The sequence below is a fragment of the Gluconobacter cadivus genome (genome assembly GCF_015244745.1).
In the GTDB taxonomy this organism is placed as follows: domain Bacteria; phylum Pseudomonadota; class Alphaproteobacteria; order Acetobacterales; family Acetobacteraceae; genus Gluconobacter; species Gluconobacter cadivus.
The window spans coordinates 129,341-152,987 of sequence record NZ_JABCQI010000001.1 but is presented as its reverse complement, the minus strand read 5'-3'; the positions used below and the strand labels follow the sequence as shown (position 1 = coordinate 152,987).

Genomic DNA, 23,647 nt, shown 5'->3' with positions numbered 1-23,647 from the left:
TCATGGCCGATAGAAGAAGGATGATGTCTGCATCGTCCAACGAATACCGGGGCCGTGTGGCCCATGTGATGGCGGGGGCTCCCCGAGGGGGCGCAGAGCTTTTCTTCGAGCGCCTGACGATGGCCCAGATGCAGGATGGCCGTCCCGTTCAGGCATTGATCCGACACGATGCCGGTCGGCTCGCACGGCTTGAGGAAGCAGGAGTCGACACCCGGACGTATCGGTTCGGCGGTCTGCTGGACCTGCGGACCCGGCCCGGCTTGCGGCGTAGTTTGAATGCGTTCCGCCCGGATGTCGTTGTGGCGTGGATGAGCCGGGCGGCGCGTCTCGTGCCGTCAGGGCCGTGGCAGATGGCTGGGCGTCTGGGCGGATATTATGACTTGTCGAACTACCGGCGATGCGATCATCTGATCGGCAATACGCGGGGTCTGGCGGACTGGATGAAAACGCAGGGCTGGGCCGCCGATCGCGTGCATCACCTGCCGAATTTCGCGACGGATTTTTCGGACGTGACGCCGCAGCGTCCCGATTTTCTCCCGTCCGGTGTGCCGTTTGTGCTCGCTCTGGGCCGCCTGCATGAAAACAAGGCCTTCGATGTGCTGATCCGGGCGATGGCGCATCTGCCGGGTGTGCATCTCGTCATTGCGGGTGAGGGGCCGGAGCGTGGCGCTCTTGAGGCGCTGGCGAAAGCGGAAGCTGTTGCGGATCGCGTGCATCTTCCCGGCTGGATTGGTCAGAGCGGCCCATGGCTGCGGGCCTGTAATGTTCTGGTCTGCCCGTCCCGGATCGAACCACTTGGCAATGTCGTGATCGAAGCGCTCTCCGCCGGGGTGCCGGTCGTGGCAAGCAGCATTCAGGGACCGCAGGAAATTCTTGAAGGCACGGAAGACGGGCTTCTGGTTGCAGTCGAGGACGAGAAGGACCTTGCGGCGCAGATCGGCAGTGTTCTGGAAAGTCCCACGCTGGCGCAGCAGCTTTCCGTGAACGGGAGGGCGCGGTTTGAGCGGGAGTTTTCGCAGAACGTGGTCATGGCGAGATGGTCCGCGTTTCTGGACGGGGTACGGGTCTGATGTGTGGCATCGCAGGCCTGTCCTGTTTGCCGGGACATCGCCCGGACCACGCGGCGCTGGAGCGCATGTCACAGGCAATTTTCCACCGTGGACCGGATGGGGAGGGGCGCTTGGATCTGGCGGGGGCCGCCCTGCGTCACCGGCGGCTGTCCATCGTCGATATCGCAGGCGGTGCGCAACCCTTTAAACTTGGCGCGGCAGCCCTGATCGCGAATGGTGAAATCTATAACGATCCGGTCCTCCGCAGACGTTTCCCCACAACCTGCTTTCAGACGCACAGTGACTGCGAGCCGCCGTTGCACCTGTGGTTGCAGGACGGTGCGGGCTATACCCACGCATTGCGGGGCATGTACGCCATTGCAATCGTGGAGAACGAGCATGGGCGTCATGAAATGGTGCTCTCGCGTGACCCATTCGGAATCAAGCCGCTCTATATTGCGGCTTACGAAGGCGGCATCGCCTTCGCATCCGAAGCGCAGGCATTGCTTGCGGGCGGATTTGGGCGACGCGCCGTTCGCGAAGGCGCGCGTGATGAACTGATGCAGCTTCAGTTCACAACAGGCCAGGACACCATTTTCGAGGGCATCCGGCGTCTTCTTCCGGGTGAGACGCTCAGGATCGTGGACGGGCGAATCGTGGAGTCACGCCGCCGTCACGTTCTGCACGAGGCACGGGATACGGTTCCGGCCGGCCTGACGGATACGGACGCACTGGCCCGGCTGGACACGGCGATTCTCGACAGCGTGGCAGCCCATTTGCGGGCGGATGTACCGCTTGGGCTGTTCCTGTCGGGCGGGATCGACAGTTCGGTCATTCTGGCGGCGGCCCATCGGCTTGGACTGCCGCACCCCAAAACATGGACCGCGCGTTTTGATGCCGGATCGGCAGATGAGTCCGCCGATGCCGCCGCTCTGGCGGCGTCTGTCGGTGCGGAGCATCATGTCCTGACCGTCACCGAAGACATGGTCTGGCGCGATCTGCCAGCCATCGTAGCGTGTATGGACGATCCGGCGGCGGATTATGCCATCATCCCGACATGGTTTCTGGCTCGCGAAGCAAAAAAGGACGTGACCGTCATCCTGAGTGGTGAGGGCGGGGATGAGCTTTTTGCGGGCTATGGTCGCTATCGGCGGGTCATGAAACCCTGGTGGAAAGGTGGCCGTGCGCCGTATCGCTCCGGGACCTTCGGCCGAAATTTTCCGCAGCGGGGGCGGCAGTGGCGACACGGGATCGCCATGACGGAAGTGGCGCTCGGAACATCCGGGCTCGAAGGCGCGCAGGCGCTGGATATCGCGGAATGGCTGCCCAACGATCTGCTGCTCAAGCTGGATCGCTGTCTGATGGCCCATTCTTTGGAAGGACGTACCCCGCTGCTGGACCCGGTGGTGGCCAAAGCGGTGTGGTCTTTACCTGAGACGTTCAAAGTGCGTGACGGTTACGGAAAATGGCTTTTGCGCCGCTGGCTTCAGGACGCATTGCCTCAGGCCCGGCCGTTTGCGCCAAAGCAGGGATTTACGGTGCCTGTAGGGGCATGGATCGAGAAACAGGCTCCGCGTCTGGGGCCGCTGGTCGCGCGTCAGCCCTGTATCCGCGCCATGATGCCGCAGCAGGATGTAGAGCGTCTTTTCGCCCGCGCCAGCCAGCGCGGCGTTGCGCGGCAGGCCTGGACATTACTGTTTTATGCGCTCTGGCATCGCCATCATATCGAGGGTGTTCCCGTGGATGGGGATACGTTTGAAACTCTCTCGCGCGCTTTATGAATAGCTTACTGATTTGCAAGGACGGAACATGCATTACGATCTGATCATCCGCGGTGGACGCTGCGTCTTTCCCTGGGGCGAGGCTGAAGCAGATATCGGAGTTCGCAACGGCAAGGTCGCGTCGCTGTCCGTTGCCTCGACGGATGAAGCGGATCGGGTGATTGACGCGCGTGGCCTGCATGTTCTGCCCGGTTTGATCGACGCGCATGTTCATCTGCGTGATCCGGGCAAGCCGGAAGTTGAAACACTGGAAACCGGAACGCGCGCTGCGGCGCTGGGCGGGATTGCAACGGTTTTCGACATGCCCAACACGTCTCCGAGCATCACCGACGTGACGATGATCGACTGGAAGCGTGATCATATCCGCAAGACGGCCCATGTGGATGTCGGGATGTATGTCGGTGCGACGCGTGAAAATACGCCGGATCTGGCGGTGCTGGAGCAGCAGCCGGGTGTGTGTGCGGTGAAGGTTTTCGCAGGATCGTCCACCGGCAATCTCATGATCGAAGATGATGCGGGGCTTGAAGCGGTCATGCGCTCTGGCCATCGCCGCGTGGCCTATCATTCGGAGGACGAATACCGCCTTCAGGCGCGCAAGCCGATGTTCCACGAGGGTCAGCCTTACGAAACACATAGTGTGTGGCGGGATGTGGAATGTGCGTTCCTCGGCACGCGTCGCATCATGGCGCTAGCCCGAAAAACTAACCGTCCGGCGCATATCCTGCATGTCTCGACAGCGGAGGAGTTGGAATATCTGGCAGATTATAGAGATATTTCCACGGTCGAGGTTCTGGTGAACCATCTCACGCAGGTGGCGCCGGAATGTTACGAAAAGCTCGGTGGTCTGGCGGTCATGAACCCGCCGCTCCGGGACCGGCCGCACTGGGAAGCGAGCTGGAAAGCCGTGCGGGACGGGCGGGTGGACGTGGTGTCTTCCGACCATGCACCGCATCCGCTCGAGGCCAAGCAGCTTCCTTGGCCCAAATGCCCGGCTGGCCTGACAGGGACGCAGACGATCGTGCCCGTCATGCTCGATCATGTGAATGCGGGCCGTCTGTCGCTGTCGCGTCTTGTGGATCTGATGGCCGCTGGGCCCGCGCGCGTTTACGGGTTGCAGACCAAGGGGCGGATGGCCGTTGGATTCGATGCCGATTTTACCCTCGTGGACATGAAGGCAGAGCGTGAAATCACCAATGACTGGATCGTCACGCCTGCGGGCTGGACGCCATTCGATGGCACGCGTGTCACGGGATGGCCGATGGCGACGATCGTCCGTGGAACGGTCGTGATGCAGGACAATGAGGTTCCGGGTGCGCCAACAGGTCAGCCTGCCAAATTTGCGCCTTGATCTGGGCGTAGGGCGCGCAACGCTTTAATCAGGAAAGGGAGCTGTATGAGACGTTGCGTTGCCGCCAGCCGTAAGGCGGTGCTGTTTGGACTGGTTTTCGCAGGAATTGTTGGTGCCGGAACGGCACAGGCGGGTGAGGCAGCATGGACGGCTCCAAAATGTGGTGCTGAGCCGCAGGCGCCAGCCGTCAAGGCTGGGACGGTCGCGCAATATAACGAAAGCGTTGACCGTGTGACGGCCTATGAAAAGGCCGCCCGCGTCTATAATGCCTGCGTTGCGGCTCAGGCTAACCGCGAAGAAACGGCCATCAGCCAGGATGCCAGTGCGCGGATCGCGCATGTCCATGCGGGAAGTGCCGCCGTTCAGTCTCATATTGCGGCATCATTCCAGACGCTCTCCGCCAATCTTGCGGCAGCCGGGCGGAAGCTCGGCCATCACTGAAGCCCAGTTGGGGCAGTTTGCGACTCTTACTGCCCCATGCGTTCCTGATTCTGAAGCGGTGTCAATGTCGTCGGGCCTTCATAGGTCTGGCGGGCGACATTGGGCATAAGGTCAGGACGCGCCCAGCAGGTCGTACCTTCAAAGCTCGTCGTGCAGTAAGGTTGTGGCGGAGGTGGCCCGATCGGGCGGGCACAGAAACTCTCATTGTCATACAGATAGGCCGTGTTGCAGTCCTTTCCGGTAATGGCGGACGCGATACGGTCCGGCGCGCAGCCGTCAAGGGCGCAGAATACCAGCGGAAACAACAGGAGCGGGGCAGGCTTTTTCATGGCCGTCAGGATGCGTTGGGCCGCGTTAAGGAAGTCTGAATGTCGGTCGGATTTTCTGACGAAAACCGGTTTTTCAGTACTGCGCGCTACGCGAATATCTGTCCGGGCGTGTGAAGCGTTTGCCGCGACGGTTCGGCACCTGTATGGTTGTGCAAACAGTTTGAAGACCGATCCAGCAGGGGACCAGGTGGCAGACGATTTCATCACGCAGATTGACGAAGAAATGCAGGCGCAGCGGTTGCGGGCCATGGCACGGCGGATTGGTGCCGTAGCTGGCGTCGTTGTGCTCGTTGGTGCCATCGGGGGTGGTGTGTGGGGCTGGAACAGCCATGCGCGCCATGTCGCACAAAAGGCAGCATCGGCACGCTATTTCACAGCCATGGCTGCTCTGTCTGATCCGAAGCGGGACGCTGCGGCCATCAGCAAAGCCACCGCAACCTTGCAGGATCTGGCGGAGCATGGCCCTGCGGGTGCGCGCTCTTATGCTGCGTTGCGTCTGGCCGACCTTCAGGTTCAGGCACATCAGGACGCTGCGGCTCTCCAGTCATGGAAAAGCGTTGCGGATGATTCCTCAGCCGAACCGTCTCTGCGGGACATGGCGCGCTATATGGGCCTGAACGCCCAGACGGCCTCTCCTGCTGACCCGAAGGCGATCCGTTCGGGCTATGAAGCTCTGGCGCAGGGTGGTGGAGCATGGGCGCCTCTCGCTCAGGAAGGTCTTGTGGCGCTGGATCTGCGATCCGGCGCGACGGCCGACCAGCAGAAGGAAGCCCGGCGTATCCTGACACAGATCGTCAGCAGTGCAAACGCGACCGAAGGGGTGCGTGCGCGTGCGCAGGCCCTGCTTGAGACATTTGGAGACGCCGGTTGATGCGCCGTCCTGTTCTTTCCCGCTCTTCTCTCCCCGTGAACCGCAGGGCTCTGCTTCGGACGGCCTGCTCAGGCAGTGCGCTCGCAGTCCTCGGCGGATGCAGCCTGTTTGAAGACGACAAGAAGCCACCTCTGGCCGGGCATCGTGTCGATGTGCTGTCCACCGGGGCCGGGCTGACGGTTGATCACGACGATCATACGCCGATCAATCTGGGTCCGGTGCAGCCGGTTCGGGAATGGCTTCAGGAAGGCGGTCGTCCGTCCCATGTCGCGGTGAATGCTGCCTGGAATGGTCCGGATCTGGCCTGGAGTCAGGCCATCGGTGCGCCGACCGATCCATCCAGTTTCCTGTCCATGATCGCCATCATGCCGACTAATCGTGGCGCGATCCAGTCTCCTCCGGTGATTGGAAACGGACATCTCTACACGACGGACGCGCAAGGCGTGGTTAAGGCCTGGACATGGCCGGGCCGCCGCCTTGTCTGGACACGCCAGCCTGCATCTTCGGCAAGCCGTTCCACCAATATCGGTGGTGGCCTCGCGCTTGACGGAGACACGCTCTACATCGTGGACGGCGTAGCTCAGGCTCTTGCGGTCGACGCGCTGACAGGCAAGGTAAAATGGCGCGTGAGTACGGGAACGCCGGGTCGTTCCGCACCCACGATTGCAGAAGGCCTGATGGTCTTCGGAACCATTGACGAGCGTCTGATCGCGCTGAATGCGAATACGGGCCATCAGGTCTGGGCGTATCAGGCAACGGCGTCCGACACGGTCATTTTCGGCCAGTCCGCTCCAGCCTTTGTGGATGGTGTTATTCTCGCGGGCTTTGGCAGCGGCGATCTGGTTGCCCTGCGTGCGGCTTCAGGCGAGATGGTCTGGAGCGACAGTCTGGGTGGCACGAACGGCATGGGCGCCATGCTGGATTTCTCCTGCATCCGGGGCGCGCCGGTCATTAAGGACGGCACGGCCTATGCCGTGTCCATGTCCCGCGTGCTGGTGGCGATCGACATGCGTTCAGGCCGACGGTTGTGGGAACGTGAAGTCAGCGGACAGAGCCCTCTGGCGATCTGTGGCGACTGGATGTATGTGCTGTCCACGGATCAGCAGATTGCCTGTCTGGATCGTCTGTCCGGGCATGTCCGCTGGATCACGCAGCTTCGTCGCTTTGTCCGGGTAGATGTGGAAAAGGATGCCATCGCTTGGGTGGGACCGCTTCTGGTGAATGGCAAGCTGGTCTGCTTCTCCACCTTTCCGAAAGAAGGCATGGCGGTCGTGAACGCCGTGACCGGGAAACTTGAACTGACCCGCAAGACCGTTGCCCCGTGTCAGGTTCAGCCGATCGTCTGTGACGGTCATGTGCTGGCTCTGTCGCAGGATGCCGTTCTGCGGGCCTATGGCTGAACGAATGACCTCTGAGAACCTGCCCGTTGTTGTTATTGCCGGGCGCCCGAATGTCGGGAAATCCACTCTGTTCAACCGGCTTGTCGGCCGCCGTCAGGCGATCGTTTCCGACATGCCGGGCGTTACGCGCGACCGCAAGGAGGGCGAAGCCCTTCTGCGTGGCCGCCGTGTGCGACTGATCGATACGGCCGGGTTAGAAGAAGCAGCACCCGATACGCTGTACGGCCGGATGCGCGCTTCGTCGGAATCTGCTGTTGCGATGGCGGATCTGGTGCTGTTCTGCATTGATGCACGCTCTGGTATCACGCCTGCGGATGCCCATTTTGCAAGCTGGCTGCGGCGTCAGAACCGTCCTGTCCTGCTGATCGCCAACAAGGCAGAAGGGCAGGCCGGGACGAATGCGGCGCTTGAAGCCTATTCCTTGGGTCTTGGCACTCCGCTGGCACTGTCAGCCGAACACGGCGAAGGCATTGCCGATCTGATGGGCGAGATTGCCGAGCGTCTGCCTCCGGCTGAAAAACAGCGTCGTCGGGAAGCTCCCAAGAGCGAAGGCGAAGAGGGGAGCGAGGAGGACGAACGTCCGGCGGGTCCGCTGCGTCTGGCGATTATCGGACGGCCCAATGCTGGAAAATCCACGCTTCTGAATTGTCTGCTTGGCGAAGAGCGGATGATTACCGGTCCTGAAGCCGGGCTGACGCGCGATTCCATTGCAGTCACGCTTCATGACGATCAGGGCGAGATCCGACTCGTCGATACGGCCGGAATGCGCAAGCGTGCCCGCGTCGAGGAGCATCTGGAGCGTATGTCCGTTTCGGCTTCCATCGAAGCCCTGAAAATGGCGGAAGTGGTCGTGCTGGTGATCGACGCGACGCTCGGCGTGCATGAGCAGGATCTCCAGATTGGTCGTCTGATCGAGCGCGAAGGCCGCGCCTGTGTCATTGCGCTTAACAAGTGGGATGCGGTCGAGGACCGGAACGCGACGAAAAAGGCGATTCTGGACCGTCTGGAAATTTCTCTGGCGCAGGTCAGGGGTATTCCGGTTGTGACGTTCTCCGCACTCACGGGAGCGGGCGTGCACCGTCTTCTTCCAGCCGTGCGGGAGGTTTACGAGATCTGGAACTCGCGCATCTCGACGGGTGAACTGAACCGCTGGTTCGAAGATGCGCTTGAGCGCCATCAGCCGCCTCTGGTGGACGGTCGTCGCCTCAAACTGCGTTATATGACGCAGGTGAAGGCACGTCCTCCGACATTCCTTCTGTTTGGCACGCGTGCGGAACAGCTTCCCGATTCCTACAAGCGTTATCTGGTCAATGGCCTGCGTGAAACGTTCCACATGCCGGGCGTTCCGGTGCGCGTACAATTGCGCGGAACGAAAAATCCTTACGCGGAAAAGTGATTTTCTGTTGGTTTCGATATAGACCACACCCCTGATTGATCATTAAATACAGGACCGTCTGTTTCCGATTTCGGAACATTCGGTTCTGTTCCCCTCGCCGGTATGAGGGGATATGTTTGGGGTGACTAAGGGTATGGTTGGGATTGCTGCGTCTTCCAGCGAAGGTCTGTCGACAGGACAGACCCGCAGCACCGCACGGGCGACAACCCTTGGTATTCTGGCAGCGTTAGCGGGACTGATGTTCGGTCTTGATACCGGCGTTGTCGCGGGCGCCCTTCCTTTCATTGCAACCGATTTTCATGCGGGCGACGTTCTGCAAGGCTGGATCGTATCCTCTATGATGGCAGGGGCTGCGGTTGGGTCGCTATTTGCTGGTCGGATTTCGGTTCGGTTCGGGCGAACGGGCGCGATGCTCGGGGCCGCAATCCTGTTTCTGATCGGCACACTGCTTTGCGCTCTTGCTCCGGGCGCTGCGATCATGATCGTAGGCCGGATTTTTCTGGGGCTTGCGGTCGGTGTCGCGGCATTTGCAGCGCCGCTTTATATTTCCGAAATCACGGTTGAATCCGTTCGCGGAGCCATGATTTCGTTTTACCAACTCATGGTCTCTCTCGGGATTTTTCTGGCTTTCGTCTCGGACAGCCTGCTGGCTTCGGGAGGGCACTGGCGTTGGATGCTGGGTATTATGGCGGTCCCGGCCAGTTTCTTTCTTGTGATTGTTCTGATCCTGCCGCACAGCCCTCGCTGGCTGATGATGCGGGGGGAAACGGAGCACGCACGCCGGGTTTTGCAGAGCCTGCGATCCGATGAGGAAGTGGCGGAAGCGGAACTGGTCGATATTCAGTCGCGGCTCCAGAAAAGCAGCGGCGCGGGGATTGGGCTTTTCAAAAGCAACCCCAATTTCCGACGGACGGTCTTTCTCGGCATGTTGCTTCAGATCATGCAGCAGCTCTCGGGCATCAACGCGCTCCTGTATTACGCGCCGCGCGTGTTTCAGGCTGCGCATTTCGGAACGAACGCCGCCATCTGGGCGACGACCCTCGTCGGGCTGACGAATATGGCGCTGACGGGGGTTGCGATCGCCTGTGTCGATCGCTGGGGCAGGCGGCCGCTGCTGATCCTCAGTTGCGCGATTGCAGCTTTTTCTCTGGCGGGTGTTGGAACACTGCTGGCCGTCGGGGCGAACAGTTTTGAATCCCAGCTTCTGCTCTGCGGGTTTGTGCTTCTGTTCGTGGCCGGGTTTGCCATTGGTGAAGGGCCGCTGGTCTGGACGCTGTGCTCGGAAGTGCAACCAACGCGGGGACGCGATTTCGGGATTGGCTGCTCGACCGTGACGAACTGGGCCGCAAACTGGGCCATCTCCAACGTGTTTCCGCTCGGCATGGCCATGATGGGGGCGTCCGTGACGTTCCTGATGTTTGCCCTCTTCAATGGTCTTTTCATCGTTGTGACCGTATTGTTCGTTCCCGAAACGAAAGGCGTCTCGCTCGAAAAGCTGGAGGCCAACCTTTTTGCAGGCATGCGCCTGCGTGATCTGGGGCGCTGATACCATGACGACCACGACGGAAGACGAGCAACAACACGAAGAATACGACTCCAAACGCCATGCGGGGCTTTACGGGGCGCAGCGGATCAAGGCGATGTCGGCTGTTCTTCTGGCGCTTCTTCTGTCGGTTCTGGATTATGCGATTGCCAATGTGGCCCTGCCGCTGATCGCGGTGGATCTTCATGCGTCATCGTCGCGGGCCATCTGGGTCGTGAATGCCTATCAGCTTGCGAATCTGTCCTGTCTTCTGCCGCTGGCCTCTCTGGGTGCCCGCGTGGGGTTCGGACGGCTGAGCCAGTTCGGGATTTTCCTTTTCCTGATCGCGTCCGTGGCCTGCGCGCTTTCGCAAAATCTGCTGGAATTGACGCTGGCGCGCGCCTTACAGGGCGTGGGCGGGGCCTGCATCATGAGCGTGAACATTGCGCTCGTCCGTTTCATCTATCCGCATAATGAACTGGGGCGCGGGATTGCGCTGAACGGATTGTTCGTCGGTATCGGCGTGGCGCTCGGACCCACTCTGGGGTCTCTGATCCTGTCTGTTGCGACGTGGCCCTGGATTTTCTGGATTAATCTGCCACTGGCTCTGGCCGCTCTGGCGCTGGCACATGCGGCGCTTCCCCAGACTCCACGCAGCGATATTCCAACCGACGTGGTCGGCTCGCTCCTGACGGTGGCGTCGTTTGCCCTGACCGGTGTCGGGTTGGATGGGCTGATGCACGCCGATTTCGTGTCCGGTGCCGCAGTCACGGCTGCGGGTGTGCTGTGCTGGGCGATGCTGCTGCATTATCAGCGTGAGCGACTTGAACCGATCGTGCCGGTCGATCTTCTGGCGCGTCGGCCGTTTCTGCTGGCCTGTCTGGTTGGATTTCTGGGGTTCGTGGCGTCCAATCTTTACATTGTGGCGATGCCTTTCACGTTGGCTACGGCATTTCATCGCGGGGCGGGAACGATCGGCCTTCTGATCGCGCCATGGGCGGTGGGTGTGGCGACGATGTCTTTTGTAGTCAGCCGTCTGGCCGACCGTTTCCCGGCCTCAGTGCTCTCTTCGATCGGACTGTTCATTACTGCGAGCGGTTTCTGCCTGCTCTGGTTCCTGCCGACGGATGCAGGTAACTGGGATATCGCCTGGCGGACGCTTTTTGCCGGATGTGGCTTTGGACTGTTTCAGCCGCCCAACAACCGCGCCATCATGGTGACGGCCCCTCCCGGACGGGAGGGTGGGGCGAGCGGTATGCTGTCTGTTGCACGACTGGCAGGACAAACGACAGGAGCGCTCCTCGTTGCAGCACTGTTTACGATCTTCCCCCATCCGGCCTTCATTTGCCTCGGGGCGGCCATGACTGTGGCGCTGACGGGATCAATCCTCAGTCTGGGGCGGAAATATCTCGCAGCCTGAAGAGTGTGGTCGCGCGTTGCTCCACGCTTTCCAGTTCCTGCGTGACGGAGACGGACTGCCGGACCAGCACTTCAAGCGGCATTGATGGCGCATAATGCCGACCCGGATCGCAGAGCCAGACTTCGCAGGTTTTCGAACACTCCAGAAGCCACGGAATAATGCGTGAGGCCATGGATTCGTTGTAGCAGACGTCTCCGATGACCAGCAGGTCACAGTCCGGAACCGTTCCGATCAGATCACCGGGAAGCGGAGTAATGGTCGTGCGGTTCAACCCCGCATTGAGAACCGTGGCTTCCAGCGCCATGAAGTCGATATCGTTGGCCTGCACAGCCGATGCGCCAGACAGGGTCGCGGCAATGGCCGCCAGTCCACATCCGCAGGCCACATCCAGAACGCGACGTCCGCGCACAAGCTCCGGGTTGTCGAGGATGAAGCGGGCGATGAGCTGGCTTCCAGGCCATGCGAAGGCCCAGAAAGGCGGTTCGATCCCAATCTGTTCGAGATAGGTCTCGCTGGCCTGCCAGATCGGGGTGATCTCCGTTGCCAGATACAGGGAAATCTCGGGAACCAGCGGGGCCTGCTCAACGAGCGTATTGTCGCGGATAAAGCTGACGGGATCGCCTAAGGTGGTGATCATCCCAATACTCTTGCCGCGACGAAGCCTGCGGCCAGCACGAACCCGATGGGCACGTTACGGCGAAATTCCTTCAGACACGCCGGAGCATCATACGGGTTCAGCACCCGGACCTGCTGGAGCAGCATGGCTGTTGCAATGGCGAGGAACGGCCAGAAAATCCAGTGCAGATGCGCATGGATACCGACGAGCGCCAGAGCCAGAATCATGAGGCTGTAACAGGTGCCGATGAAGGAACGGGCGTTTTTCTCCATCAGGCGCGAGGTGGAGCGCACACCGATGCGGGCATCGTCATCCATGTCCTGAAAGCCGTAGATCGTATCGAATCCGAGCTGCCACAGGATGACGGCGCCATAGAGCAGCAGCCCGTTACCATCGAGCGTCCCGGCTGCTGCGGCGTATCCCATGGGGGCGCCGAATCCGAAAGTGAACCCCATGACGAGCTGCGGCCACCATGTGACTCGCTTGGCCGCCGGGTAGAGCGCGACGAGCAGGAGCGCGAGCGGGGCAAGCGCCCAGCAGACAGGTGGCAGGCAGACCAGAACGCCGAGCCCCATCAGGAGCAGCATCGCCAGAAGCAGCAGCCCCTGTTTCAGGGATAGCACCCCGCTGGCGAGGGGGCGGCCTGCGGTCCGGGCGACTTTTGCGTCGATGTCGCGGTCCCAGATGTCGTTCACGACACATCCGGCGGAGCGCATGACCAGAGAGCCAAACGCAAACAGCGCCGTGTCGATCAACCGCGTCTGGAGAGAGGCACCGGGGGCAAGGAACAGGCCCCACACGCTAGGCAGGAGCAGAAGCCATGTCCCAACCGGGCGGTCGAGACGGGCGAGCAGCGCATAGGAACGCCACGGCTCGGGGAGGCGGGCAATACGGCCGCTCAGATCAATGTCGGTATGGGCGCGGGTCTGGCTCATGGGAAGATGTGATGCTGTGTGGACGTGCTTCCGTCAATGGCTCAGGCGCGCTATCGGAAAAGGATGAGCCGATCCGATCCCCGTCTTTATGTGCCTGCGTCTGAAACAGCTTTCGTGGAAGGCCAGACTGTGCCGCTTCCACCGGGACAGGCGCATTATCTGGGCAATGTCATGCGTCAGGGCGTGGGAAGCCTTGTGCGGGTGTTCAACGAGCGTGACGGGGAGTGGAGTGCCGAGATTGCGGCTCTGAAGAAGGATCGTGGAAGCATCCTGCTCCAACATCGCGAGCGGGACCCCATGCCGACACAGGGCGTGGAGTTGCTGTTTGCGCCGCTCAAGAGGGATGCGACGGAACTTGTCATCCGCATGGGCACGGAGCTTGGCGTGACACGGTTCCGCCCTGTCGTGACGGAGCGGACCAATACGCACCGGCTCAATCTGGAGCGTCTGGCGGTGATTGCGACGGAAGCGGCAGAGCAGTGTGAACGGCTGGACGTTCCAGAGATCCTGCCGCCAGAGTCGCTGCGTGTGGTTTTGGCGGAGTGGCCGGAGGATCGCCCGCTGTTTGCCGCGCTGGAGCGTCGCCCCGGCGAAGACGCGAACGTGCGGGCCGCCGCTCTGCTGATCGGGCCGGAGGGCGGTTTTTCGGAAACCGAAGTGGAGATGCTCAGGCGGCATGGTGCCGTTCATGCGCTGAGTTTGGGGCCGCTTGTGCTGCGGGCGGAGACGGCCGTGTGCGCGGGGCTGGCCCGTCTGGCAGCGGGAGCCGGCGGTACGCCCTGAGGGTGACAGAACCGTCGGACCTGCTACAGTTCAATCATTATCGAACAACGAATTCAGACCGAGGCCAAACGCCATGTCCAATCCCGGAACGTCCAATGCTGCGTCGATCGAAAGCCGGGCGCAGCTCGTCGAGGCGATCGCAAGGGGTTGCAAACCGAAATCGGAATGGAAGATCGGGACCGAACATGAAAAATTCGGTTTCATCCTTCCTCAGGATGCTGATGGACGCGAGCCGCTCTCACCGCCGCCTTACGCGCCGCGCGGAATCGGAGCCTTGTTGGAAAAGCTTCAGGGCCCGGATTGGGCCCCCATCATGGACGGCGAAAACCTGATCGGATTGAAAGGGCAGAACGCACAGGCTGGACGGGCAATTTCGCTTGAACCGGCCGGGCAGTTCGAGCTTTCGGGTGCGCCGGTGGTGTCGCTTCAGGAAACGGAAGCGGAGATGCAGGAGCATTACGATCAGGTCCGCGGTCCTGCTGCGGAACTGGGGCTGGGTTTCCTGCCGTTCGGTTTTCAGCCGCTCTGGTCGCGCGATGAGATGCCGTGGATGCCCAAGAGCCGCTATGCGATCATGCGCAACTACATGCCGAAAGTCGGCACGCTTGGTCTCGACATGATGACGCGGACCTGCACGGTTCAGGTCAATCTCGATTTCAGCGACGAAGCCGACATGGCGCGCAAAATGCGGGTCTCTCTCGCCCTTCAGCCGCTGGCCACCGCGCTGTTTGCGAACTCCCCGTTCGTCGAGGGCAAGGCCAACGGGCTTCTGTCCAACCGTGCGCGGATCTGGACCGATACGGACAACCAGCGTTCGGGCCAGCCTTCGGTGTTCTTCGAGGACGGGTTCGGCTTCGAGCAATATGTGGACTGGGCGCTCGACGTGCCGATGTATTTCGTCTCGCGTGAGGGAAAGAACATCGACGTGGCAGGCTGCTCGTTCCGTCGCTGGCTTGCTGGAGACATTCAGGAGCCACTGAAGGGTCTGACGCCGACGGTTGGCGATTTTGAAGACCATCTGACGACGGTTTTCCCGGACGTGCGCCTCAAGCAGTTCCTTGAAATGCGCGGTGCGGATGCGGGGAAACTGGAGATGATGGTGGCGCAGTCGGCTTTGTGGGTTGGCTTGCTCTACGACCCCGCAACGCTGGAAGCGGCGGAAAAGCTTGTGCGCGAACAGCCTTGGAGCGCCTATCAGCAGCTTCGCGCCGAAGTGCCGCGTCTTGGGTTGGATGCTGCGTTCCCGGGTGGACTGAAGCCGTTGGCCAAGCGTGTGGTCCAGCTTGCGGAGCAGGGCCTGCGGGCCCGCGTGCGCAACGAGGCCAGCTATCTCGATCCGCTGCATCTCATTGCCGATGGTGGTCCGAATCAGGCACAGCATTGGCTGGATCTGTATAATGGTGCGTGGGGGCAGAGCGTGAAGCCGCTCTTCACCGAAGCCGCCATCTGATTTTATGAGACGGGACCTGCTGCCTACGTGACAAAACTTTCCGAGCTGACCGAACGCGAAATCCTTGCGCTGGCCATCGCCAGCGAGGAGGAGGATGGTCATATTTACGCGGATTTCGGCCAGATGCTGGCGGAAGATTATCCCGACAGCGCCGCCATCTTTCAGGATATGGCGGAAGAGGAAAACCATCACCGCCGGGCGCTGATCGACCTGTTCGTCCGGCGCTTCGGCAATCATATTCCGCTGGTTCGTCGGCAGGACGTGCAGGGGTTTCCGTCCCGTAAATCGGCCTGGCAAATGCAGAATCGCGGAATTGAGGCCATCCGGGCGCAGGCTGCCGAAATGGAGCGGCAGGCGGCACGGTTTTACCGTCAGGCCGCTGGACAGACGCAGGATGCGGAAATCCGCAAACTGCTGGGCGACTTGGCAACAGAAGAAGACCGTCACCAGCGTGAAGCGCGCCGTCTGGAAGACGAGCACTTGAACGATAACAGTCGTGACCGCGAGGACGAGCATAGCCGCCGCGACTTCGTACTGCGGATCGTCCAGCCGGGTCTGGTCGGGCTTATGGACGGCTCCGTATCGACGCTAGCGCCTGTGTTTGCAGCGGCGTTCGCGACGCACAGCCCCCATGCTGCTTTTCTGGTTGGGCTTGCGGCATCGCTGGGGGCCGGGATTTCCATGGGGCTGGCGGAAGGGCTGGCTGATGACGGAAAGCTCTCCGGGCGAGGAGCGCCGCTTCTGCGTGGGCTGATCTGTGGAGCCATGACGTTCGGCGGTGGCATCGGCCATACGCTGCCGTTTTTGGTGCCGGATTTCCGTCTGGCTTTCGGCGTGGCGCTCGTTGCGGTGGCGATTGAGCTTCTGCTCATTTCCTGGGTGCGCTGGCGCTATCAGGACACACCGTTCGGCTCGGCCATGGTGCAGGTTTTCCTTGGCGGGGCTCTTGTTTTTGCAACCGGCGTGCTGATTGGCAGTTCCTGAGACATGATGAACCGTTCCTTTTTCCGCGCGGCTGCTCTGGCGGCGCTGTTTCCTGTCTCCCTGCCTTGCAGTGCTTTTGCACAGACGGCCCCCGTGCAGCTTCGTCCCACGGATCAGGGATGGGTGTCCCGCATTGAAGACACGCTCGGAAAGGTGACGACGCTTCAGGCGCATTTTCGCCAGACGGCTGCGGATGGCAGCGTGACAGCCGGGACGGCCACGCTCGACCGACCGGGTCGGATGCGCTTCGATTATGACAAACCGAGCCCGCTGCTGCTGGTCGCCAATGACGGACGTGTGGTGTTTCAGGACCGCAGCGTCGATCAGGTCACAACCCTTCCGCTCGACCGCACGCCGCTTGGGCTGCTGCTACGGCCCGAGTTCAAGCTTTCAGGCGATGTGACTGTAACAGGATTCGAGCATCGGGACGGGCAGATCAGGATTCAGCTTGTCCGGACGCAGAGTGCAGGTGAGGGCAGTCTGACGCTCGTGTTTTCCGATGCGCCTCTGGCACTGGAAGGCTGGAGCGTTGTGGACGCGCAGGGACGCACGACCACGATTGCGCTGTCCGATGTGCATCTCGGCGGAGATGTGTCGCAATCGCTGTTCGTGCTGCCGAAAGCGGACTGAACTTTCAGTGCTTCAGTTCGCGTGAAAGCTCCAGCGCGCGGGCATAGACCGTGCGTTTGGGCAGCTTGACGATGCCCGCCACCAGAGCCGCCGCGTCCTTGACGGAATGGGTGGCAAGAGCCTCGCGCAGATGCGTGTCCAGATCGGCCGCGCCACTGTCGTCTTCGGCGGACGGGCCGATCAGGAGCGTAATTTCGCCGCGTGGTGCCGTGACGCGGAAATGTTCGAGAACCTCGGTGAGCGTGCCGCGCACCATTTCCTCGAACCGTTTGGTGAGTTCGCGTCCGACTGCCGCTTCGCGCTCGGGACCGAACACGTCGATCAGGTCTTCGAGGCTCTCGACCAGCCGGTGCGGCGCTTCGTACCAGATCAGGGTTGCGTGCAGACCCGCCTGTTCTGCGGCGCGCAGGGCAGAGAATCCGCTCTTGCGAGCTTCGCTGCGTGGGGCCGGAAAGCCCAGAAACATAAAGGGCAGGGGTGGCAGGCCCGAAAGCGTCAGGGCGGTGATGACGGCGTTCGGGCCGGGAATAGCCGTGACATGTATTCCGGCTGCAATGGCGGCGCGGACTAGTCGATAGCCGGGATCAGAGACCAGAGGTGTGCCCGCGTCGGAAACGACGGCATAGCGGGCACCTTCTTGCAGTTTTTCGATCAGGAACGGAGTGCGGTCCTGTTCGTTATGGTCGTGTAGTGTTCGGGTCGGTGTGGCAATATTGCGCGAAAGAAGGAGCTTTGCCGTGACGCGCGTGTCCTCGCAGAGGATCGCATCCACGGTGTTCAGGGCCTCGATTGCGCGTTCGCTGATATCGGCCAGGTTGCCGATTGGCGTTGCAACCAATATCAGACATCCACCTTCGGCCTGGCCCTGCGCTGGCAGGGGGGCGGCCGGTAACGTTTCAGCCGCATCGCTCAAGGGAGTTTCAGCGGAACATGACTTTTCGGACATCTGCATCCTCGGTGACAAACTCAGGGGCGTATTGTCGCCCCTTGAGCCGTCTGCGCAAGGGTGTAAGCACCGGCCTTGCCGCGGGAACCTTCCTGACCCTTGCCGCCTGCTCGGGTGGCGGGTCGTCTTCCGTGCCAGGTGTGGGCGGTATTCCGGGTGTTTCCGAAGGGCCGGGCGCCCATGATGTCGGGCTGATTCTGCCGCTGACGGGACGCAATGCGTCTTACGGCACGCGGATGCGCGATGCAGCGAAACTGGCCCTTTCCGCCAAGGGGTCGCCTGCACTTGACGTTCATGACACCAATGGGCCGGGCGGGACGGAACAGGCCGTGCGCGATGCGCTTGCGCGGGGTGACGCCATTCTGCTGGGCCCTCTGACCGCTACCGAAACTGCCGCCGCTGCACCGCTTGCGATCAATGCAGGCAAGCCAGAGCTTGCCTTCACCAGCGACTCCACGCAGGCCCGTCCGGGTGTGTGGGTGATGGGACTGACGCCGGAGCAGCAGGTGCGCCGGATGGTCGATGCCGCGCGGGCGACGGGTCGCAAGACTTTCGCGGCTTTCCTGCCGGACAATGCTTTCGGACACGCCATGGGAGACGGGTTGGCCCGGGCCTGCCGGGATGCCGGGTTGAAGGATCCGCAGATCGTCTTCCATACGATGGATGCCCAGAACATCGACGACGGGCTGAAAACGCTGTCCGCCATCGAAACACGTCAGCCCGCTGCGCCAGTGGTTATGGAGACGCCGTCTGGCCCATCCGCAATTGACCCGACAGGTGAGGCCACTCCGGACGCTGCTGCTCCAGGGGGGACTCCGTCTCCCGCCCCCACGCCTGCGGCGCAACCCGCGCCGATCCCGCCGCCGCCATTCGATGCTCTGGTGCTGGCTGATACCGGGCTGGAGCTTGGACGAGTCATCACCGCGCTTCAGGCCGATCATATCGATTCGTCGCAGGTGCAGATCATGGGGCCCGCGCTGTGGAAGGCCTTTGATGGCAAGCTCGGCGCGCTGCATGGCGCCTGGTATGCAGCCCCCGACGCGCATGACCGGTTAGGCTATGTCGCGCAGTATCGAGCCCTCTACAAACAGGCACCGTCGCCCGTCAGCGATTTTGCGTATGACGCGGCGGCTCTGGCTGGCAGTCTGATCCGGCAGGGCGGTGTGACGGTCGAAGCTTTGACGCGCCCGGATGGTTATATGGGTGTGGATGGCCTATTCCGCCTGCGGCCGGACGGACATGTAACGCGGGCGCTGGCGATTTATCAGATCCAGCGTGGTGGTGGTGCGCGCATCGTGGTTCCGGCTTCCCGGGATGTGGCGATTCGCCCAAGCTAAGACTGTATTTTTTCAAAAAAAAGCGCGTCCGTTCTTTGAACGGCGCGCTTTTTTTATGTCTGATCGAGAAAGCCCTGGTGCAGGTTCAGGCGGCGCAGGTCTCGGCGAGCGGCAGAACCGGGCGGATGACATGCAGGGCGAGCTCGAAGCTGGCATAGCTGCCCAGTTCATGGTTTCGGATCTGGTCGATCAGCACCCAGCGCATACCCTGTGGCCGCAGCATGTAAGCGGGATCGGGATTTTCACGGACCCAGACCAGAACATGATCGACAGGTGCGCTTCCGTCCACATTGATGATGTCGTGGGAGGCGTCTGCGATTTCTGCGTCGAAAACGCCCATACGCTGTCCCGCTTCAAGCCAGCGCAGCAGATATTCGCGATGACGCGGCAGCAGGCCCTGTCGCAGAGGCACGATATTGCTCGTGCTGCGGCTGTGAGAAAGGTCGTGAAGGTGAGCCACCTGCGCCATCAGGAAGTCCTCATCAAAAAGCCGGGCAGGGCACCCGGGCTGTGGTGATGAATTCAGGCTAGGGTTTAGAGGGCACGTTTCACAATCTTTAATAACGTCTGAAGAAGGTTTTGCGACACAAACCATCCCTACTGTGGCAAATCTGCCATGCTGTAAACGCATAGCTCAACAGGGTGTTGCCATATTCCGGTACAGGGATTTGTCCCAGCGACGATGCAACCAGAGCCAGGAGCCCGGGATTTCACGGATCCAGGATTCAAGACGGTCGTTGAAAAGCTGCGTTAGGGCGAGGACATCTTTTGCGCGATCATCCGTTTTTTCAGGCGAAAAGGGCGGATCAACCACAAGCACGAGTCTGGCAGGTCCGTCACGGCGCACATGGCCGGTGACGATCAGGGAATCATGTCTGAGGGCGAAGACTGCGGCGGCGGACGCTGTCATGGCGGAGCGTCCGAAAAGGCGGGCTTCGATTCCGTCGTTCATTTTCTGATCGCCCAGAACGCCCAGATGACCGCCTTTAGACAGGTGTTTCAAGGCTGAGCGTGCGCCTTTGGCCCCTTTGGGGAACATTGGCACATCCTGTCCCATGGCCTCCTGACGAAGGCTGTGGATCAGAGCGTCGACGCCGGGGTTGCTGGCGGCCCGGTAGAAGGAGGCGAACGGCATACCGTAACGCGCAACGACCGGCGGCATGAGTTCCCAGTTCCCGATATGGCCGGAAAAGAAAATGACGGGTCGCCCTGAAGCCTTTGCGGCTTCAAGATGTTCCGCGCCTTCGACGCTCCATCCCGCGCCGGAGGGGGTGTTGTGTTTCAGGTGGCCGATATGAGGGAACTCGCCGACCGTCCGGCCCAGATTGTCCCAACAGTCGCGCACGATACGTCGTCGGGCGAGGGCGTCGAGTTCGGGCATGGCGAGTTGCAGGTTCCGGTCCGCTATTTTCGAGACTGGCAGTGCTGGGCCGATCGTGCGGGCCACACCCCCTCCAAGATTCGAGGCTGTGGCCGCGGGAAGGGCGCGGATCACGGCCACAAGTCCACGGATCAGCAAGGTTTCCGCGCGGTAAAGAAAAGATGTCATGGAGTGCTGAACAGCAGATCAAGAAGGCGTTCGGGCGCTTTCGGATCGGCCCAGAGTAATTCGACGCTGATAACCTTCACTTGTGTGCGGAATGGAAAGGGCAGTTTCACGGCATCCTTCGCGGTCGTGACCAGTGTGGTACCCGATTCCCGGCTTAGGGTTTCGAGGCGCTGAATATCGCGGGGCGTGTAGACATGATGATCGGGGAACGGGAGTGCGCGGATAGGTGTGACACCGGCGTCCCGTAGCATGTCGAAAAATTTTTCGGGGCGCCCGATTCCTGCGAACGCCACGATCCGCCGTCCCTGAAGGGTTCGGATTTCAGGGCCGGGAACCAGTCTAGCCTGTGCGGTCAGGAGATGACGCGGAAATGTCGGGAGCAGGTTGTGTCTGTCGTCTCCGATGACGACGACGGCCTGTGCGCGGGAGAGCGCGTCCGGGATGGGTTCTCGGAGCGGGCCTGCGGGGAGGACGCATCCGTTGCCGAAACCCGTTATGCCGTCCACCACCAGAATGGAGACGGTCTTGTGCAGCGTTGGGTTCTGGAAGCCGTCATCCATGACGAGGCAGTCTGCCCCCTGACCAATGGCGAGGCGCGCGGTTTCAGCCCGGTTGGCGCCAATCCATGTCGGCGCGGACTGTGCGAGGAGGAGCGGTTCGTCGCCTACGTCGCGGGCGGTGCTGCGTCCGGGATTGACGTCAATGGGGCCGCGCTCACGTCCGCCGTGGCCCCGGCTGAGGATATGAGGATGGTGGCCGCGGTCTTTGAGGCGCTGCACGAGGTCGAGGGCGAGAGGAGTTTTGCCTGTTCCGCCTGTAGTGATGTTACCGCAGCACAGAACCGGAATGGGAGCATGAAATGTGGGCCGCCTGAGGCGGCGGCGGGTAAGGGTCGTGGCGACGAGAGAGAACGGCCTGAGAAGGCGGGCGGTGAGACTGCGCCTCGGATGCAGCCAGAAACGGGGTGGGCGACCTCTCATCGTTCAACCGTTCTGAGGATACGGTCTCGCAGGACGCTCACGACCGAGCGCTGCAATCCCGTGGTCCTGACGGGCGGGAGAGGGGATTTGAGCCATCGTGTGAGACACTCCACATCGTTCACGATCTGGATGGTATCAGAAATGGTGGCCATTGCCTCCCGCCAGTTCTCCATTTTCGGGCCGGTTGCCGTTGGAGTTCCCAGACGCAGCGGTTCGAACGGATTATGGCCGCCGCCTTTTCCGGTTAGGGAATTGCCCAGAAAACAGCGGTCCGCCAGTCTGTAGAACAGGCCTAGCTCGCCGAGTGTGTCGGCCAGCCAGACTGGGGTTTGTGGCGTTGGGTCCTGTCCTGAGGAACGGCGGGGAAGGCTGAAACGCTCTGCCAGTTCCGCCCCACGGGCGGGATGGCGCGGGACAAGGATGGTTAGAAGATCGGGTTGAAAGGTGCGGGCGCTTTCGGCGGCTTGAAGGACGAGGTCCTCCTCACCCGGATGGGTGGATGCGGCAACGAATATCGGACGTTCCCCAAACAAGGCCTTCAAACGGTTATATTCCGCTTCGTCATAAGGAAGGGGCGGGGCATCCTGTTTGAGATCGCCGTCTTCGTAGACCGGAGCGGCTCCAAGTGCGCGAAATCGCGCTGCATCTTCAGGGCCGCGGGCTGCTACCCAAGAGAGACGTCCCATCATGCGCCGTGCAGGGCCACGCAGACGGCCCCAACGTTGGGAAGAGCGGTCCGACAGGCGTCCGTTGACGAGCATGACGGGAATATCCCGGTCCGAACAAGCCGCGATGATGCCCGGCCAGAGCTCGCTTTCGACGAACACTGCGCCTTCGGGTTGCCAGCGGTTGAGGAAGCGCCTCAGCCAGCGGGGCACGTCATGCGGAATAAAGCGATGGATGATGCGCTTTCCGAAAAGCGGGTGGCGCGCGACGATTTCGCTCCCTGTGACGGTTGCTGTCGTAAAAAGAAGTGTCAGCTCCGGTCGGGCGTCGAGCAGGGCCTCGGCCAGAGGCAGAGCGCAGAGGGTTTCGCCAACACTGGCGGCGTGGAGCCAGAGAATCCGGCCTGTGGGGCGGCGGGTGTCGCCCAGCCCCATGCGTTCACGCAGACGATCGGGGAGTTCACGACCCTTCTGCAACCGGATGCGGAGCATGACAGTCAGGGCCGGGGCCAGCAGGGTTCCGGTCAGACGCCACAGATGCTCGCTCACGCCAGATTGGTGATGCCGCTGAATGCTCTCTGCTCGCCCTGAAAGCGTATTCAGTGCGTTCTGGAGGTCAGGGGCGCCTGGTTGGAAAAGGGGTTCGCCCAGAATGAGCGCGCCGCGTCCGAAAGGGAGCGGGAAGGCGAGACCGTCCCACGAGGGCAGACGCAGACTCGTGCAGGCCATGCCGACCGGCACCACGGCGCATCCGGCAAGGCGCGATAAGGCCACGGCGCCGGGCTGGACGTGTTCGGCTGGTCCGCGTGGGCCGTCGGGAGTGATGCCTACGATCGCACCGCCCTGCAGTTCTTTCAGGGCGGTCCGTAAAACTGCAGCGCCGCCTTTGTTCCTGCCGTTCTTACTGGAGGAGCCATGGATACCGATAATGCCCCATGGCCGGACAACATCGGCAATCAGCATGCCATCCGGATTGCGGGAAATCAGTACCCGTAATTGCAGCCGTGGCTCCTGCGAACGGGCCCAGAACCAGAGTGCGGGACTGAGCGTCAGGGAGCGGTGCCAGAAAGCAACCACAGCCCCCTTTTGGGGCGTGAGCAGTGTTTCGACCGCACGGGGGGAGCCGCTGACCTGCCAGCGCGTGGAGCGTAGGCAGAGTCCCAGCCACAGGCGGAGCAGGCGTGGAGACAGGGTCATGTCGCGTCGGGTAGCACG

At 61.6% G+C, this 23,647-nt stretch carries 22 protein-coding genes; 14 read left to right on the top strand and 8 right to left on the bottom strand.

Annotation, left to right across the window (positions count from 1 at the left end; translation table 11 throughout):
* The first annotated feature begins 20 nt into the window (after positions 1–20).
* The 4 genes from HKD28_RS00680 to HKD28_RS00665 are packed head-to-tail and all read left to right on the top strand — an operon-like array spanning position 21 to position 4,619.
* Entirely contained in the window at positions 21–1,070 is a 1,050-nt protein-coding gene (locus HKD28_RS00680; RefSeq protein WP_194266477.1) for a glycosyltransferase, read from the top strand.
* Positions 1,070–2,830: an asparagine synthase (glutamine-hydrolyzing) gene (gene asnB, locus HKD28_RS00675; protein ID WP_194266779.1), complete on the top strand. Its 1,761-nt coding sequence runs from the start codon at positions 1,070–1,072 to the stop codon at positions 2,828–2,830. The genes HKD28_RS00680 and asnB overlap by 1 nt, the downstream gene beginning before the upstream one ends.
* 28 nt (positions 2,831–2,858) lie before the next feature.
* Entirely contained in the window at positions 2,859–4,178 is a 1,320-nt protein-coding gene (locus HKD28_RS00670; protein WP_194266476.1) for a dihydroorotase, read from the top strand.
* Positions 4,179–4,223: 45 nt separating this feature from the next.
* On the top strand, positions 4,224–4,619 hold the full coding sequence (locus HKD28_RS00665) for a hypothetical protein (protein ID WP_099285189.1): 396 nt from the start codon (positions 4,224–4,226) through the stop codon (positions 4,617–4,619).
* A 26-nt stretch (positions 4,620–4,645) separates the two neighbouring features.
* Here the strand turns inward: HKD28_RS00665 and HKD28_RS00660 are convergent, their stop codons facing one another.
* Entirely contained in the window at positions 4,646–4,948 is a 303-nt protein-coding gene (locus tag HKD28_RS00660) for a hypothetical protein (protein WP_194266475.1), read from the bottom strand.
* A gap of 187 nt (positions 4,949–5,135) precedes the next feature.
* On the opposite strand from HKD28_RS00660, the gene HKD28_RS00655 reads away from it, so the two are divergent.
* The 5 genes from HKD28_RS00655 (at position 5,136) to HKD28_RS00635 (ending at position 11,557) form a co-directional block, all read left to right on the top strand.
* A complete protein-coding gene (locus tag HKD28_RS00655) occupies positions 5,136–5,819 on the top strand; it encodes a tetratricopeptide repeat protein (RefSeq protein ID WP_328748529.1) in 684 nt (227 codons plus the stop codon).
* Positions 5,819–7,219 carry a PQQ-binding-like beta-propeller repeat protein gene (locus tag HKD28_RS00650; RefSeq protein WP_194266474.1) on the top strand — a complete coding sequence of 467 codons (1,401 nt, stop codon included), beginning with the start codon at positions 5,819–5,821 and terminating at the stop codon, positions 7,217–7,219. Before HKD28_RS00655 ends, HKD28_RS00650 begins: the two co-directional genes overlap by 1 nt.
* Before the next feature lie 4 nt (positions 7,220–7,223).
* Positions 7,224–8,615 (top strand): ribosome biogenesis GTPase Der, encoded by a 1,392-nt coding sequence (gene der, locus HKD28_RS00645; RefSeq protein WP_194266473.1) that lies wholly within the window; start codon positions 7,224–7,226, stop codon positions 8,613–8,615.
* Between the two features lie 133 nt (positions 8,616–8,748).
* Positions 8,749–10,161 (top strand): sugar porter family MFS transporter, encoded by a 1,413-nt coding sequence (locus HKD28_RS00640; protein ID WP_194266777.1) that lies wholly within the window; start codon positions 8,749–8,751, stop codon positions 10,159–10,161.
* 4 nt (positions 10,162–10,165) lie between these two features.
* Positions 10,166–11,557: an MFS transporter gene (locus HKD28_RS00635; protein ID WP_194266472.1), complete on the top strand. Its 1,392-nt coding sequence runs from the start codon at positions 10,166–10,168 to the stop codon at positions 11,555–11,557.
* Here HKD28_RS00635 and HKD28_RS00630 read toward each other — a convergent pair.
* A complete protein-coding gene (locus HKD28_RS00630) occupies positions 11,526–12,194 on the bottom strand; it encodes a class I SAM-dependent methyltransferase (RefSeq protein WP_194266471.1) in 669 nt (222 codons plus the stop codon). The two genes, HKD28_RS00635 and HKD28_RS00630, sit on opposite strands and share 32 nt — an antisense overlap.
* Entirely contained in the window at positions 12,191–13,108 is a 918-nt protein-coding gene (ubiA, locus tag HKD28_RS00625; RefSeq protein ID WP_194266470.1) for a 4-hydroxybenzoate octaprenyltransferase, read from the bottom strand. Before ubiA ends, HKD28_RS00630 begins: the two co-directional genes overlap by 4 nt.
* A 36-nt stretch (positions 13,109–13,144) precedes the next feature.
* Between ubiA and HKD28_RS00620 the strand changes: the two genes are divergently transcribed.
* The 4 genes from HKD28_RS00620 (at position 13,145) to HKD28_RS00605 (ending at position 16,955) form a co-directional block, all read left to right on the top strand.
* Positions 13,145–13,891, top strand: coding sequence for a 16S rRNA (uracil(1498)-N(3))-methyltransferase (locus HKD28_RS00620; RefSeq protein WP_194261454.1), 747 nt, complete (start codon positions 13,145–13,147; stop codon positions 13,889–13,891).
* A 73-nt stretch (positions 13,892–13,964) separates the two neighbouring features.
* Positions 13,965–15,341, top strand: coding sequence for a glutamate--cysteine ligase (locus tag HKD28_RS00615; RefSeq protein WP_194266469.1), 1,377 nt, complete (start codon positions 13,965–13,967; stop codon positions 15,339–15,341).
* 27 nt (positions 15,342–15,368) lie between these two features.
* Entirely contained in the window at positions 15,369–16,325 is a 957-nt protein-coding gene (gene mbfA / locus HKD28_RS00610; protein WP_194266468.1) for an iron exporter MbfA, read from the top strand.
* Positions 16,326–16,328: 3 nt separating this feature from the next.
* Positions 16,329–16,955, top strand: a complete 627-nt coding sequence (locus HKD28_RS00605; protein ID WP_194266467.1) for a LolA family protein — start codon at positions 16,329–16,331, stop codon at positions 16,953–16,955.
* Between the two features lie 4 nt (positions 16,956–16,959).
* Here the strand turns inward: HKD28_RS00605 and rsmI are convergent, their stop codons facing one another.
* On the bottom strand, positions 16,960–17,793 hold the full coding sequence (rsmI, locus tag HKD28_RS00600) for a 16S rRNA (cytidine(1402)-2'-O)-methyltransferase (protein ID WP_194266776.1): 834 nt from the start codon (positions 17,791–17,793) through the stop codon (positions 16,960–16,962).
* A gap of 149 nt (positions 17,794–17,942) precedes the next feature.
* Here rsmI and HKD28_RS00595 point away from each other — a divergent pair, with 149 nt between their 5' ends.
* Complete coding sequence (locus HKD28_RS00595) at positions 17,943–19,238, top strand: penicillin-binding protein activator (RefSeq protein WP_194266466.1); 1,296 nt, start codon at positions 17,943–17,945, stop codon at positions 19,236–19,238.
* Positions 19,239–19,323: 85 nt separating this feature from the next.
* Here the strand turns inward: HKD28_RS00595 and HKD28_RS00590 are convergent, their stop codons facing one another.
* The 4 genes from HKD28_RS00590 to HKD28_RS00575 all read right to left on the bottom strand — a co-directional run bounded on the left by HKD28_RS00590 (position 19,324) and on the right by HKD28_RS00575 (position 23,629).
* Entirely contained in the window at positions 19,324–19,707 is a 384-nt protein-coding gene (locus HKD28_RS00590; protein ID WP_194266465.1) for a hypothetical protein, read from the bottom strand.
* 165 nt (positions 19,708–19,872) lie between these two features.
* The gene (locus HKD28_RS00585; RefSeq protein ID WP_194266464.1) at positions 19,873–20,787 is read right to left on the bottom strand and encodes a lysophospholipid acyltransferase family protein; all 915 of its coding nucleotides are present in this window, start codon (positions 20,785–20,787) and stop codon (positions 19,873–19,875) included.
* The gene (lpxK, locus tag HKD28_RS00580) at positions 20,784–21,767 is read right to left on the bottom strand and encodes a tetraacyldisaccharide 4'-kinase (RefSeq protein ID WP_194266463.1); all 984 of its coding nucleotides are present in this window, start codon (positions 21,765–21,767) and stop codon (positions 20,784–20,786) included. The genes HKD28_RS00585 and lpxK overlap by 4 nt, the downstream gene beginning before the upstream one ends.
* Positions 21,764–23,629 carry a glycosyltransferase N-terminal domain-containing protein gene (locus HKD28_RS00575; protein ID WP_194266462.1) on the bottom strand — a complete coding sequence of 622 codons (1,866 nt, stop codon included), beginning with the start codon at positions 23,627–23,629 and terminating at the stop codon, positions 21,764–21,766. The genes lpxK and HKD28_RS00575 overlap by 4 nt, the downstream gene beginning before the upstream one ends.
* Positions 23,630–23,647: the final 18 nt, after the last annotated feature.